The organism is Deinococcus phoenicis (genome assembly GCF_000599865.1).
Taxonomy (GTDB): domain Bacteria; phylum Deinococcota; class Deinococci; order Deinococcales; family Deinococcaceae; genus Deinococcus; species Deinococcus phoenicis.
The window spans coordinates 1-12914 of sequence record NZ_JHAC01000078.1 but is presented as its reverse complement, the minus strand read 5'-3'; the positions used below and the strand labels follow the sequence as shown (position 1 = coordinate 12914).

Here is a 12914-nt window from a genome sequence, read left to right as displayed (position 1 = left end):
CAGCGGACCAGAACCTGGCCCGCTGCGCTGTTCCCTCTGCACTTTTCAAACACGCTCTCAGAACCAGCAACCATGACCCGTCACGGCACTTCGATGACCACTTTGCCCGTGGCCCGTCCAGTTTCGCTGTAGGCGAGCGCTTCACGCACCTCGTCCAGAGCAAAGACCCGGTCAATCACAGGACGAATGGTGCCGCCCTGCAACATGTCGCCCAGCACTTCCAGTTGTTGCCCGTCCGGGCGCATGAACAGATAAGCGAACTTAACGTGATAACGGCGGGCCAAGCGGTAGTCCTTGAGATGCGCCGCTGTAAGTGCCAACCGAACAGGCCAGGTGAGCTTGCGTCCATGCACCGCATGCGGCGTCGGTGTGCCGTTGATGGTCACGAGCGTTCCGCCCCAGCGCAGGACCTTGAATGAGCGGGCCAACACGTCCCCGCCCTGGGTATCCAGCACGAAATCCTGGTCTGACAGCACATCATCGAACTGCTGCGTGCGGTAGTCGATCACCGTCTGCGCTCCCAATTCGCGGACGAGCGCCTCATTGCGGGCCGAGACGGTGGTGGCGACCTCCGCCCCGAGCGAGCGGGCCAATTGAATGGCAATGCTGCCCACGCCACCTGAACCCGCCTGAATAAGAACTTTTTGACCTCGGCGGACCTGTCCAAGCTCGGTCAGGGCCTGCCACGCCGTGAGGCCGACGAGTGGAATGCTGGCGGCCTGGACGTGCGTCAGTCGCGCGGGTTTAAGGGCCGCTTCCTTCTCACCGACCAATGCATACTCGGCAAAGGCTCCAATACGGTCTTTATCAAGGCGGGCGAACACCTCGTCACCAACCGCAAAACGGGTGACAGCGGAACCGACGGCGACCACTTCGCCTGACAGGTCACTGCCCAGAATCAAGGGGAGCTTGTAAGGCAGGATGGGGCGCAGGCGACCCCCCCGAATAGCCAGGTCAATGGGGTTGACACTGGCGGCCCGCACCCGCACCAGCAGGTCATATGGGCCAGGTCGCGGTTGGGGCAGAAACCCGATTTGCACCACGTCGTTTGGCCCATAGCGTTCGATAGAGGCTGCTTTCATCTGGGATTCCTCCTCCTTGACGCCGAGGAGGGGATTTCATTTGCCGCGGTGATGCCCTGCCAGGCGAACTGAATAGATAGGGCCGCCGCGTCTTGCCACAACAGACCTTCAAGGAGATCATCGGTGGCGAGGGTGGCGACCCCGTGGAAATTGGCGAAGGCGACCAGGGCGATGTGTTGAGGATCACCGGCCTGCACCTCTGCACTGTGCTGGGCCGCCGCAATGGCGGTGGTGAGGGTTTGCATGGTCGAGCAACTGACTTCGCGGAGTGCGGCACTGGCTTCTGGATGGTGTTTGGCGGCGTACATCAGGCGCAGGAGATTGGGATGGGTCACCGCAAACTGGACGTAAGCGAAGGCGGCAGCGCGAAATCTGGTTTCAAATGGCTCGGCCCTGGAGTAAATCTCGGAGAGGGTCTGGTTGAGCCGTTCAAATCCAGTCATGGCCAGGGCATCAAGCAACGCTTGTTTGTCCTTGAAGTGCCGTGCGGATGCGCCGTGACTGACACCTAAGTCGCGGGCCAAACCCCGCACCGAGAGGTTTTCGCTACCATCACGCTCGATGGTGTCCCAGGCACACTTAAGCAATTCGGCGCGAAGATTGCCATGGTGGTAGGGACGTTCAGTTCCAGGTTCGGTCACGGTCTGGGCCACGGGGCGAGTGTAACGCGATGTGGGCATTGACAACAATGTTGTCGGTGTTTACATTCCAGGCATGACGCCGGCACCCAACACCCAGAACGCCAACCTGAAGCGAGTGCTGTTCGTCGTCTCTGCCGCCGACCACTGGACACTGAAAGACGGTGCCCGGCACCCCTCCGGTTACTGGGGTGAAGAACTTGCCACGCCGCACAAGATCTTCAGCGGAGCAGGCTGGGAGATCACCCTCGCCACACCGGGTGGCAAAGCCCCCACGTTAGACCGCCTGAGCATGAACTGGACGGCAGGTTCGTTCTCCAAGCGACACGAAATCGCGGATTACCTGCTCTCGATCAAACCACAGTTGGATCACCCTCGGTCGTTGGACACGGTCAATCCCGACGACTACGACCTGGTGTTCTACCCCGGTGGTCATGGCCCGATGGAAGACCTTGCCTACGACGAGGTGTCAGGAGCGCTGCTGACCCGCAGGCTGGAATCGGGGAGACCGCTGGCCCTGCTCTGCCATGCGCCCGCCGCATCCCTGGCCGCCAAAAACCTCGACGGCTCGTGGCCGTTTAGGGGCTACCGCATGACTGGACTGTCCAACACCGAGGAGCGCCTGAACACCTTTGGCTGGAAAGCCAAATGGTTCCTGGAAGACCGTCTGCGTGAAGAAGGCGCAGATTACGTCAAGGGTGCAATCCCGCTGCTTCCATTCGTGGTGGTGGATCGCAACCTGTACACCGGGCAGAATCCTGCGTCCTCCGAACAACTTGCCAAGCGTCTGGTCGCTGATCTGGGGTAAGGCCACCGGCGCTGACCCCGCCGCTTATGCGCAAGCACATCAACCCCTTTGGGCGCCATCACTTCGACATGAGCCGCCTTCGGGATTGACGGGGACAGTTCCTACTCTTAACGGGTGCTTTCGGGTGAATGTGGTTCCTACCCGGTCGAGGCCGTCCACTCAGTCGGGGCAAGGGCTGCCCACGGGCCGAGGATGGCCCTCGGACTGTTTGGCCTGGAGACGCCGTGGCTGGCCGCCGCTGTTACGGGCAGTTCCATCCTTCTCTCCTAATCTGTTGCTGTCGCTCGCGTTCCGCAGAGCGGCTCCTGAGCTGAGAATTTGGGGACGGGGGGAGGAACGGCACAGCTCATGGTGGGGCGGTAGGGACGGGCACGGGTCAGGACGTCGCAGGCGGCGATCAGGGCGGTCAGAGGAGGGAGGTCGGTCAGACCATTGGGATAGCCTTGGCCGTCCTGGCGTTCGTGGTGGGTGATGGTGCGCAGGATGTCGGGGGAGAAGGCGGGCCAGAGGCGGAGGGTGATCTGCGCGCCGATGCGGGGGTGGCGCTGGACCTGGCGGCACTCGTGCAGGGTGAGGGGGCGGCCTGGGCACCGGCGCGGGCCTCGCACGGCTGATGAGGCAGGAAGAGCGCCCACCCACCTGAGGACGACTTTGAAAGCGGTCTGAACCGGCACCTCTGGCAGCCATGGAGCGCCAAGCGTCAGTTCTCGGGCTGCCAGTTCACGTGTTCGCGCGGCAATCACGTCCAGGCAGTCACGTCCAGCGCGCCACATTCTCCACCAGCACGCCTTCACCCGTCCTGTCTTGAACAAACGCGACACGCCCCGGCTGCCCTGATGACGGATGCGCCCCGACTTCAGGTCTGTCACAGTGAGCCGTGCATTACCGCGAATTCCTGCCCGATGCCCGCCTGCGCCATCTGGTACGGGCCTACTGGCAGGTCGAAGACCATGAAGTCGGGCAGGAAGAACACCGCCTTTTGCCGGATCGCCTGGTCAGCCTGAACTTTCAGGTCGGGTCCACCTGGCGCGGCCCGGTGCTGGGCGGCGAGCTGGAGATCATGCCCGGCGCGGCCCTGCTGGGCCTGACACTCACGCCACAACGGGCCGTATCGTCCGGTCAGCACCGGGCGCTGGGCGTGGAACTGTTCCCCTGGGCGGCGCGGCAACTCTTCGGCTGGGAGTTCAGCCTGTCCACCCTCGATCTGAGCGTGACGTATCCCCTGCTGACACGGGCCGTGCGCGCCCTGCTCGGTCTGGACGCCTGGGAGGAAGCCCGGCAACTCGTGGAGGACTGGCTGCTGGGCCTCCTCTCGGAGCGGGGCCGCGAACTGGGGGCCGGAGCCGGGGCCGCCGGGGCGCTGTATTCCAGCCTGGGACAGGTCCGCATCGGCACGTTGGCCGAGGAACTCAATCTGAGTCAGCGGCAACTCGAACGGCAATTTCTGTCCGAAGTCGGTGTGAACGCCAAGACGCTCTCGCGCCTGATCCGCTTCGAGGAGGTGCATCACCGTCTGTGGCACAATCCCCAGCTCTCGCTGGCCCAGCTCGCCTATGAACTCGGCTACGCCGATCAGGCCCATCTGACGCGGGAATTCAGGGCCATGAGCGCGATGACGCCGCGCGGCTTCGGGGCATTCGTCCGTCTGGACCCCAGCCGTCCCGCACCGTCGCTGCTGGCAGATGACGAGCGTCTCAGCGGCGGGATCAAAGTGGGGGCCTCCAACCAGCACGGCGTTTCGGAAGCAGACCGCAGGCTCGGTGGGCGGCCGGAGAGGGAGGCCTCGCCTCCGCTTTGAGCTTGTCGTTTTTCTTCAAGACCTGGCCCCACCCGCGTCTCTAGCCTGGGCACATGACGGCCTCGCCCCTTCCCGAAGCTCCTCCCAAAAAAGCCCCTCTCCTCTTCCTGCTCATCACCGCTTTTCTGTTTGCCACCGGCCTCAGTCTGGTCTTTCCGGTGCTGCCCTTTATCGTGGCGAAGTACGTGCCGCAGGTCTCGCAGCAGGCCGCCATGATCGGTTTGCTGGGCGCGGCCTACGCCTTCCTCTCGTTCTTCTCGGCCCCGGTGCTGGGCGCACTCAGCGACGCTTACGGGCGGCGGCCCATCCTCATCCTCAGTCTCCTGGGATCGGCCCTCGGCTACCTCGTCTTCGGCATCGGCGGTAGCCTGTGGGTGCTGTTTCTGGGCCGCATCATCGACGGGCTGTGCGCGGGCGGCCTGGGCGCGCTGTTCGGCTACGTGGCCGACACCACCCCCGAAGAGAGTCGCGGCAAGGTCTTCGGGCAGATCGGCGCGACGGTGGGGGCGGGGTTCATCATCGGCCCGGCGCTGGGGGGCCTGGCCTCGCACCTCAGCCTCAGCGCCCCGATGTTCCTGGCGGCGGGCGTCTGCCTGCTGAACGTCCTGTGGGGTCTGTTCGTGCTGCCCGAAAGCCTGCCCGCCGAGCGGCGCCGCACGCACTTTGACGCCTCGCACCTCAATCCCCTCAGGCAACTGTCGGGCGCACTCTCGTATCCGGCAGTGCGGCGTCTGATCACGGTCAGCGTCCTGTTTGCCCTGCCGATGTCCGTCATGCAGGTGACGGTCGTTCTCCTGGGGCGCGACACCCTGGGGTGGGGGGCGGCGCAGACCAGCACACTGTTTATCCTGATCGGGGCCAGCGACATCGTGGGGCAGGGCGTCATCCTGCCTTTCCTGCTCAGGCTCTTCAAGGAACGCGGCGTGGCTGTTCTGGGCCTGGGCCTCGGCACGCTCGGCATGCTGGGCCTGGCGCTGCTCTCCATCTTCCCCCACGCCGCCCTGATGTACGGCAGCGCCCTGGCCTTTGCCCTCGGCGAGGGGATTTTCAACGCCTCGCAGAACGCCCTGATCTCCATCGCCACGCCCGCCGAAGCACAGGGCCAGGTGCAGGGCGGAGCAGAGGCCTTCAGTTCGCTGGCGCAGATTGCCGGGCCGCTCGGCGGCGGGCAGCTCTACTCGCGCCTCGGCCCTGGCGCGACCTACGGCACGGTGGCGGCGTTGGGGCTGGCGGCGCTGGGACTGTTGCTGGGACAGAAGCCTGAGGCAGCCAGCGTTGAGGAGCGCCCGCAGGAGATGGCCTGACCTGCCTGGCCTTCACCTTGGGCAGAGAGGCCAGCGTGAACTCAACCGGGCGGACCACTGGGCACATCACTTCCGGGCCGCTGTGGAGCGGACGGCGACCTCGGCCAGGACAATATCCTGACTGTCATGGACGCGACGCGCATGGAACGGGCACTCGTGCTGAGCGGCGGGGGCGGCACGGGCATTGCCTACGGTCTGGAGCAGCAGGGCCTGGACCTGCGAGACGCCGACTTGGTCGTCGGCACGTCCGCTGGGGCCATCGTGGGCACCCTCCTCCGCAGCGCTGCGTCACTGGAGGCCGCCTACGCCGCTGAGCGCGGTCACCCGGTCCAGCGCAGAGCGGAAAGTCCAGATTGGCAGCAACACCGCCCAGGACGCGAGGCAATGGCAGCAGGCGCAACGGTCGATCACGGCGGCCCGGCTGCTCGGCAGAACCGGGTGACCCAGCAGGCCGTTGCGGATTACTGCTGTGGAGGCGGTGGCGGCCAACGGCAAAGTCCCCCGGGGTGTCTGCCTCCCTCAAGCAGAGCGCAGGGACTTCATGCACTTGCTCTCACAGACCAGGTCTGCGCCGCATCGCCAGTCCGCGCACGAACAGCAGCACCGCGAACGCCAGGAGGACCATCACCGCCGAGAGCACCAGAGCCGGGGCCAAGTCCGATTCCAGCGCCGAGTAGATGGCGAGGGTGATGGTACGGGTGCGGCCCTGCAACGACCCCGCGAACAGGATGGTGGCGCCGAACTCCCCCAGCGCCCGCGCCCAGGTCAGCACCAGCCCCTCCAACAGGAAAGGAAAGGCCAGCGGCCAGGTGATGAACCGGAACACCCGCAGGCCGTCCGCCCCATCTGTGCGCGCGGCCTGTTCCACCTCCCGGTCCACCGCCATGAAGCCTGCCTTGGCCGTCCGCAGGTAGAAGGGCGCTGAGGTGAACAGTTGCGCCAGCACCACCGCCGCTGGGGAAAAGGCCAGGCTGATCCCTGCCAGTTCGAGGGGCGGCCCCAGCAGCCCGTTGCGGCCGAAGGTCAGCAGCAACCCTACCCCGGCCACCACCGGAGGCAACACGATGGGCAGGTCAAGCAGGGTGTCCAACACCGCCTTGCCGGGAAAGTCGAAGCGCGCCAGCAGGTAGGCGACCGGGGTGACAAACAGCACCGTCAGCCCCAGCGTGGTGAGGGTCGTCCACAGGCTGACCCGCAGCGCGTCCATCACCACCGGGCTGAGCAGGGTGGACAGGAAGTCGGCGCTCAGCCCGCGTCCCAGGACCACCAGGATCGGCAGGAGCAGGAACAGGGTCATCACGCCGCCCAGCAGCAGCGGCATGACCGGCAGGCGGGGACGGCGCACCGCGGACCGGGCCGGCTCCAGGGAGGCCTCACGCTTCCTGGTCAGACCCCAGCTCAAGGGCCGGTGCGGAAGCCCTGCAACTCGACCAGGTTGCTGACGTACCGCCCGCCCTTCCCGTCACCCGGCACCACCAGCCGCACCGCCCCGTCACGCGCGGGGAGGGGTTGCCTGTCCTCTTCATAGGCCAGCAGGACCGGGCGGTTCCTGAAGTCCGGGTCCAGTTCTCCCCAGGAAAACAGGGCTGTGTACCCGTCGGCTCCCCTCGCCAGGACGCCCCAGCGCAAGGCGTCGTTCTTCGTTCCCGCGTTCAGGTTCGGTTTGGGCGCCTTCAGAAGATCGAACAGCAGAACGCCCCGGTAGGTATGGGTCATGCTCTGTCCACCCGAGGTGGAGGAGACGGTGAGGGTCCGGCTGGGGAAGGTTCGCAGGTCCGCGAGCGAAGACGAGTGGGGAGTCTGCGCCGCGCCAGTGAGGACGATAGGCGTGGCCGCTGTGCTGACAGCGGGAGCGGTGACTGTGGCTGGGGTGCCGGACGCGGGCTGGGTCTGATCCTGGGCAGTGCCCAGGGTCCACAGCAGGGCGGGGCCAAGACTGACAGTGCGGAACATGGGCATGTCCTTTCGGGCCGCTGGGGCTAGTCGCCCACCGCAATCATCACGTCGCTGGCCTTGATGACGGCGTGGGCCACTTTGCCCTCGGCCAGTCCCAGCCGTTCGGCGGAGGCGCGGGTGATGGTGGCGGTGATCTCGACCCCGTCCTCGATCCGGAGGGTGACTTCGGCTTCCACGTCGCCCAACTTGAGGGACGTGACCTGACCTTGCAGGGTGTTGCGGGCGCTGATCTGCATGAGACGCCTTCTTTCGTGGAGGATGGGGGACGGCGGGAAAGCTGCCTCACTTCAACGGGGGGCCTGGAACCCCCACTTCTTCAGAATCTGCTGGCCCCCGGGCGACAGGACGTACTGCACGAACGCCTGCGCGGCCTCCGGATTGGCGCTCCCCTTCAGCACGCCGATGGGATACCTGGCGCTCTGGTTGAAGCGGGTGGGCAGGGCGATGACCCGCACCGAGGGCTTGAGGGCCGGGGTCACGTCCGTCACGTACACCACGGCGGCATCGGCCTCACCGAGCTGCACCTTGAGGGCCACCTGCCGGACATTGGGTTCCTCGCTCACGACGTTCTTCAGGACGCGAGCGGAGAAGTCCTTGCCATAGGTGCCTGACTTGTCGATGGCCGTCAGCATTCGCCGGGTGTAGTCCCCGACCGGAACGTTCTTGTCCGCAATGACGAGTTTGACTCCCGGTACAGCGAGGTCGGGCAGCCGGGTCACCCTGGGATTGTTCCTGGGCGCGATCACGGTCAACTTGTTACTCACGAAGGCCTGTCCGGGCGCGACCAGATTCTGGTCCACCAGCGGCGTGTACTGGGCGGTGTTGGCGCTGGCGTACACGTCGGCCCTGGCACCGTTCTCCAGTTGGGTCCGCAGGGCCTGGGACCCGGCGAACTGGAAGGCGGTCTTGTTGCCAGTCTTGGCGTCGAAGGCCTTGCCGAGTTCGGTAAAAGCGTCGGTGAGGGAGGCCGCGGCGAACACCGTGAGGTTGGCGGCGCTCGCGCTGCCGGTGGTCAGCAGCAGGGCGGTGAAGAGCAGGGTCCGGGTCATGAGGCAACCTCCTGTGGGGGTGGGGACGTGGGGCCGGTGGTCTGCCAGCGTTCTCCGGCGTGGCCCGGGTCGTAGCCGCCCAGCAGGGCCAGGTCCGAGCGGAAGGCCGGGGTCTGGGCCACCGCGAGCAGGGCGGTGATGCCGGGGTGGAACAGGTGCGCGTCGGGCACCACCAGGTCGAAGCGTTCGATTTGGACCGGGATGAAATGCAGACCCAGGGCCTGGGCGGCGGAGCGTGGCCCTGGGGCCACGTCCGCCAGTCCGGCGGCCACCCGGCCCGCCGCCTCCAGGTGACTATGCACCTCGTTCCCGTACCCAGGGAGGGCGCGGCGCTCGGCGAGCGTCACGCCCTCCCTCCCCAGCCAGGCGTCGAGCAGCAGGCGGCTCCCTGCACCCACTTCACGGTTGACTAAGCGCAACCCGGGGAGGTCGGCAATTCCCGTGACGCCCCTGGGGTTGCCGGACGGCAATATCAGACCCTGCTCCCAGGACCAGAGGGTGAGCAGGTGCATGACCTGGCCGGGGAACAGCCGTTCCACGAAGGGCAGGTTGGACACGCCGGTCTCGGCGTCCCAGAGGTGAATGGCGGCGGCGTGGGCCTCGCCCCGACTCAGCGCCTCCAGTGCGGCGAGACTGGAGGCCGGGTGCCACAGCACCCGGACCTCCGGTGCATGTTCAGCCGCGTGAGAGGACAGCAGTTCCAGCGACGGGTCACAGCCCACCAGCACGGCGGTGCGGGGCAGCCGGTCGGGTGAACCCAGCAGTTCGGCGCGCACCTCACCCGGTTCGGCCTGTTCGCCCGCAATCGGGCGGACCACGCCGTCCGCCGTCTGCCGGAAGCCCGGGGTGCCGGTCAAGGGAAAGGCCAGCAGGCGCTCCCCCACTTGGGCCAACTGAACGCGAGTGTCACCCGTGACCGGCGCGCAGAGGGTCGCAGTGACCTCGGGAGGAACGAGGGTGAACAGCTCATCTACACGGCAATGCAGCACCTGGGCAAGTTGGAAGGCGATCAGCGTGCTGGGGAGGTAGGCCCCGGTCTCGATCTTGTGCAGGGCCTGCCGCGAAATGCCGACCTGCCGGGCCAGCTCACTGGGCCGCAGATGCGCCCGTTCACGGAAGGCTCGAACGTGCGTATGGAGGGTGACGGGGGGGGCAAGCACCCCCCGAACGTAAAACAAAAGCGACAAAGCGTCAATCAAAAGGTACAAACATGCTTGGTCCTGGGGTGAGGGGCATCGGCTGAACGGGGAGGCGAAGGTTCTCGAGTTCGAGCAACCGGACGGCCTGCTGCCAGGCGCTCTTCATGGCCTCCGGCGCCAGGTGCGGTGAAGGGGAGTCGCCTCCGCTTCGCCTGGGTTCGCGCTCCGGGACGACGCGTGGCGGCCCTGGAAGCTGGCCGGTGAGTCGTCGGTACGCGAATGAACGGGACTCGGACCCGATCCTTTTCAGGAGTCCCGAAGTCCTGGGCATGCCCTGGTTGAGAATATGCGCATGCTTGGATAACCGGAAGGGTCGGCAGTGCGCTGGGAACGTGGAGTATCAGGATGTTGAGGCATCAAGAGGAAGAGCAACGGCGCTTGCCACAGTAAAGCGGGCCGCGGTGGCCCCCTCGTCCCAGATGGACTTTGCCGGGACGTCTTTCAACTGCTCACGCATTTACGCCCTGCACCAACGGTTTTAACCGGCACACGGCTTCTTCTATGACGCTGGGACTGGCCGCCGCATAACTCAGGCGCACGAACGCCTCATCCGATTCCTCCGGAAAGAACCCACTCCCCGCACTGACCTGCACCCCGGCACGCGCCGCTCCCTCCGCGAACGCCAAGTCCCCCAACCCCCCGGGCAACTGCACCCACAGGTTGTACCCGCCTTGAGGGACGAGGAACAGCCGCGCTTCAGGCCAATGTTGGGCCAGCGCCCACACCATCGCGTCCCGCCGCACCCGCAGCGTGCCTTGCAGGTCCTTGAGGTGACGCGGCCAGCCCCGGGCAGTCAGGACACCCAGGGCCGCTTCTTGCATCGGCCCCGCCAGAAAGTAGTCCTCGACGGCGCGCGCGTTTCGCAGACGCGTCAAGACCGGGCCGCGCGCGATCAGGGCCGCGATCCGCAGACCGGGGGCCGCCGCCTTGGTCAGCGAGCGCAGGTACACGACGCGCCCCTCACCCGCCAGGGCCAGGGGTGGCAGCGGTTCACCTTCCAGGGTGAGGTCACGGGCGTAGTCATCTTCAATAATGAACGCGCCGGCCCGCTCCGCCGCCGCCAGCACCGCCACGCGGCGTTCGGGGGCGAGCACGGCACCTGTCGGATTGGCATACCGCGGTTGCAGATACACGACCTTTGCGCCAGAGGAGCGCAACGCCACGTCCAGCAAGTCAGGCCGAATCCCCTGGGCGTCGGCCGGAACGGGGATGGGCTGCACGCCGACGGCGTGCGCGGCGGCAAGCACCCCGTAATACGTCGGCGACTCCACCAGCAGCGGCGCACCGGGGGGCAACAGGGCGCGCAGGACGGTCGAAAGCCCCGCCTGCCCGCCCGGAACGATCAGCACGTCTGACGCCCGGTACTCTCCGCCCAGTTCCCGCGCAAGCCAGACCCGCAGGGCTTCAAGCCCCTCAGGGGGCAGACGCGACCACACCCCGGGGCGTTTGGCCGCTTCTTTCAGGGCCTTACCCAGCAGGTCCAGGGGTTGCAGCGTCTCGTCCGGGTACCCGCTGCCCAGGGGGAGGGTGTCGGGGAGCGGGGGCCGGAACAGGTCTTGAACATGCCCCGGCAGGGCGGAGCGCCCGGAGAGGGTGACGGTCTGCCACCCGAGGTCGCGCCCCTGGGGCGCGGAGATGGCCTCCGCCACGAACGTTCCGTGGCCCGGACGGGTGACGATCAGGCCGTCGCGTGCGAGCTGCGCCAGCACCCCACTCACCGTCACGGGGCTGGTCCTGTAACGGCGCGTCAACTCGCGAACCGAGGGCAGTTGTTCACCCACTCCCAACTCATGTTGAATGTGCGCTCTCAGATCGAGCAGCAGGCGTTGTCTGCTGGAGGCACTTCCGCTCTCGATGGACATAGCGTTATCATAGAACGTGAAGAACATTGGTAGCGTTACAGCCTCGAGAGCAGAAACACCCAGGGCAGAGACGGTGGGGTGGTGGTGGGCGGCCTTGGGCGTGCTGTGCTTTAGCTTTACCCTCCCGGCGACCCGGCTCGCCGTGCCCGAGTTCGGGGGGTACACCGTCGGCTTCGGACGCGCGGTTGTGGCTGGGCTGCTGGCGCTGGGCCTGCTGCTCGTGCGGCATGAGCGTTTCCCTGAGCGCCGTCATTGGCGGGGACTCGCACTCGTGGCGCTGGGGGTGGTCTTCGGGTTTCCCGTCCTCACGTCTCTCGCACTGCGCACCGTGCCGTCCTCGCACGGCGCGGTCGTGGTGGGCCTGCTCCCCGCTGCAACTGCCATCGCCGCCGTGCTGCTGACCCGCGAGCGCCCCCGCCCCATGTTCTGGCTGGTGTCGGCCCTCGGCGTGGTGGCGGTCGTGGCGTTTGCAGCCACGACTGGTGCCGGGCATCTGGGGACCGGCGACGTATTCATGCTGCTGGCGGTGCTGCTGGCCGCCCTGGGTTATGCGGAGGGCGGACGGCTGGCCCGTGAACTGGACGGGTGGCGCGTGGTGAGCTGGGCGCTGGTGTTCTCCCTGCCTGCGGCGCTGATCACCGTCCTGCTGACCCCCTGGCCGACCCAGCTGCCCTCAGGGGTGGCCTGGCTGGCCTTTGGATATGTGTCGGTGGTGAGTATGTTCCTGGGATTTTTCGCCTGGTACCGGGGGCTGGCGCTGGGCGGGGTGGCGCGGGCCGGACAGGTCCAACTCGTCCAACCGGTCCTGACCGTGGTGTGGTCGGCGCTGTTCCTGGGCGAAGCGCTGGACGGCCGTACCCTGGTGGCGGCTCTGGTGGTGGTGGGTTGTGCGGCCCTGAGCCGACTGACCCGGTAACGGCCACGTTCACCTGGACGAGGCCACTAGCTTGACGACGCGGACGCTCCCGTGACAGCCACGGATGCCGGCGGACCTGAGGTGGAAGGAACGTCCGAGGGCATGTTTGAACAAGAACTCATCAGGAGCTGTGAAGTACGTTTCCCGCTGTCTGAGACGGCGTTGCCAACCTCCCCACCAGGGGGAGGAAAAAACCTCGTCTTCATCGTCCCAGGGCGACCTCCCGTCCGACTCTTCACGCTCTGAGAGCGTGTTTGAAAAGTGCAGAGGGAACAGCGCAGCGGGCCAGGTTCTGGTCCGCT

General features: G+C 66.4%; 13 protein-coding genes and 1 pseudogene. 6 read left to right on the top strand and 8 right to left on the bottom strand.

Annotation, left to right across the window (positions count from 1 at the left end):
• Positions 1–80: 80 nt before the first annotated feature.
• Positions 81–1082, bottom strand: a complete 1002-nt coding sequence (locus tag DEIPH_RS16995; protein ID WP_034360536.1) for an NADP-dependent oxidoreductase — start codon at positions 1080–1082, stop codon at positions 81–83.
• Positions 1079–1735 (bottom strand): TetR/AcrR family transcriptional regulator, encoded by a 657-nt coding sequence (locus DEIPH_RS16990; protein WP_200868192.1) that lies wholly within the window; start codon positions 1733–1735, stop codon positions 1079–1081. The genes DEIPH_RS16995 and DEIPH_RS16990 overlap by 4 nt, the downstream gene beginning before the upstream one ends.
• Positions 1736–1796: 61 nt before the next feature.
• Here DEIPH_RS16990 and DEIPH_RS16985 point away from each other — a divergent pair, with 61 nt between their 5' ends.
• The 5 genes and pseudogenes from DEIPH_RS16985 to DEIPH_RS20990 all read left to right on the top strand — a co-directional run.
• Positions 1797–2528 carry a type 1 glutamine amidotransferase domain-containing protein gene (locus DEIPH_RS16985; RefSeq protein ID WP_235183283.1) on the top strand — a complete coding sequence of 244 codons (732 nt, stop codon included), beginning with the start codon at positions 1797–1799 and terminating at the stop codon, positions 2526–2528.
• A 443-nt stretch (positions 2529–2971) separates the two neighbouring features.
• Complete coding sequence (locus DEIPH_RS20700; RefSeq protein WP_235183282.1) at positions 2972–3142, top strand: hypothetical protein; 171 nt, start codon at positions 2972–2974, stop codon at positions 3140–3142.
• A gap of 263 nt (positions 3143–3405) precedes the next feature.
• The gene (locus DEIPH_RS18935; RefSeq protein WP_081790980.1) at positions 3406–4326 is read left to right on the top strand and encodes an AraC family transcriptional regulator; all 921 of its coding nucleotides are present in this window, start codon (positions 3406–3408) and stop codon (positions 4324–4326) included.
• Positions 4327–4379: 53 nt separating this feature from the next.
• Positions 4380–5630, top strand: coding sequence for a tetracycline resistance MFS efflux pump (locus DEIPH_RS16975; RefSeq protein ID WP_034360533.1), 1251 nt, complete (start codon positions 4380–4382; stop codon positions 5628–5630).
• Between the two features lie 126 nt (positions 5631–5756).
• Positions 5757–5921: pseudogene (locus tag DEIPH_RS20990) on the top strand (hypothetical protein); the annotation flags it as partial.
• Between the two features lie 262 nt (positions 5922–6183).
• Here the strand turns inward: DEIPH_RS20990 and DEIPH_RS16965 are convergent.
• The 6 genes from DEIPH_RS16965 to DEIPH_RS16940 form a co-directional block, all read right to left on the bottom strand.
• Positions 6184–6951 carry an ABC transporter permease gene (locus DEIPH_RS16965; RefSeq protein ID WP_034360545.1) on the bottom strand — a complete coding sequence of 256 codons (768 nt, stop codon included), beginning with the start codon at positions 6949–6951 and terminating at the stop codon, positions 6184–6186.
• A 77-nt stretch (positions 6952–7028) separates the two neighbouring features.
• Positions 7029–7583 (bottom strand): molybdopterin-dependent oxidoreductase, encoded by a 555-nt coding sequence (locus tag DEIPH_RS19430; RefSeq protein ID WP_161636090.1) that lies wholly within the window; start codon positions 7581–7583, stop codon positions 7029–7031.
• Between the two features lie 26 nt (positions 7584–7609).
• Positions 7610–7822: a TOBE domain-containing protein gene (locus tag DEIPH_RS16955; RefSeq protein ID WP_034360527.1), complete on the bottom strand. Its 213-nt coding sequence runs from the start codon at positions 7820–7822 to the stop codon at positions 7610–7612.
• A gap of 51 nt (positions 7823–7873) precedes the next feature.
• The gene (modA, locus tag DEIPH_RS16950) at positions 7874–8635 is read right to left on the bottom strand and encodes a molybdate ABC transporter substrate-binding protein (protein ID WP_034360524.1); all 762 of its coding nucleotides are present in this window, start codon (positions 8633–8635) and stop codon (positions 7874–7876) included.
• A complete protein-coding gene (locus tag DEIPH_RS16945) occupies positions 8632–9795 on the bottom strand; it encodes a substrate-binding domain-containing protein (RefSeq protein ID WP_161636089.1) in 1164 nt (387 codons plus the stop codon). The genes modA and DEIPH_RS16945 overlap by 4 nt, the downstream gene beginning before the upstream one ends.
• 488 nt (positions 9796–10283) lie before the next feature.
• Positions 10284–11696, bottom strand: coding sequence for an aminotransferase-like domain-containing protein (locus DEIPH_RS16940; RefSeq protein WP_034360521.1), 1413 nt, complete (start codon positions 11694–11696; stop codon positions 10284–10286).
• A 16-nt stretch (positions 11697–11712) separates the two neighbouring features.
• On the opposite strand from DEIPH_RS16940, the gene DEIPH_RS16935 reads away from it, so the two are divergent.
• A complete protein-coding gene (locus DEIPH_RS16935) occupies positions 11713–12612 on the top strand; it encodes a DMT family transporter (RefSeq protein WP_081790977.1) in 900 nt (299 codons plus the stop codon).
• Positions 12613–12914 lie beyond the last annotated feature (302 nt).

What these genes read in the sequence shown, in the direction of transcription:
- DEIPH_RS16995 (WP_034360536.1), bottom strand. Translation starts at nt 1,082, where the DNA reads ATGAAAGCAGCCTCTATCGAACGCTATGGGCCAAACGACGTGGTGCAA.
- DEIPH_RS16985 (WP_235183283.1), top strand. Translation starts at nt 1,797, where the DNA reads ATGACGCCGGCACCCAACACCCAGAACGCCAACCTGAAGCGAGTGCTG.
- DEIPH_RS16975 (WP_034360533.1), top strand. Translation starts at nt 4,380, where the DNA reads ATGACGGCCTCGCCCCTTCCCGAAGCTCCTCCCAAAAAAGCCCCTCTC.
- DEIPH_RS16965 (WP_034360545.1), bottom strand. Translation starts at nt 6,951, where the DNA reads ATGCCGCTGCTGCTGGGCGGCGTGATGACCCTGTTCCTGCTCCTGCCG.
- DEIPH_RS19430 (WP_161636090.1), bottom strand. Translation starts at nt 7,583, where the DNA reads ATGTTCCGCACTGTCAGTCTTGGCCCCGCCCTGCTGTGGACCCTGGGC.
- DEIPH_RS16955 (WP_034360527.1), bottom strand. Translation starts at nt 7,822, where the DNA reads ATGCAGATCAGCGCCCGCAACACCCTGCAAGGTCAGGTCACGTCCCTC.
- modA (WP_034360524.1), bottom strand. Translation starts at nt 8,635, where the DNA reads ATGACCCGGACCCTGCTCTTCACCGCCCTGCTGCTGACCACCGGCAGC.
- DEIPH_RS16940 (WP_034360521.1), bottom strand. Translation starts at nt 11,696, where the DNA reads ATGTCCATCGAGAGCGGAAGTGCCTCCAGCAGACAACGCCTGCTGCTC.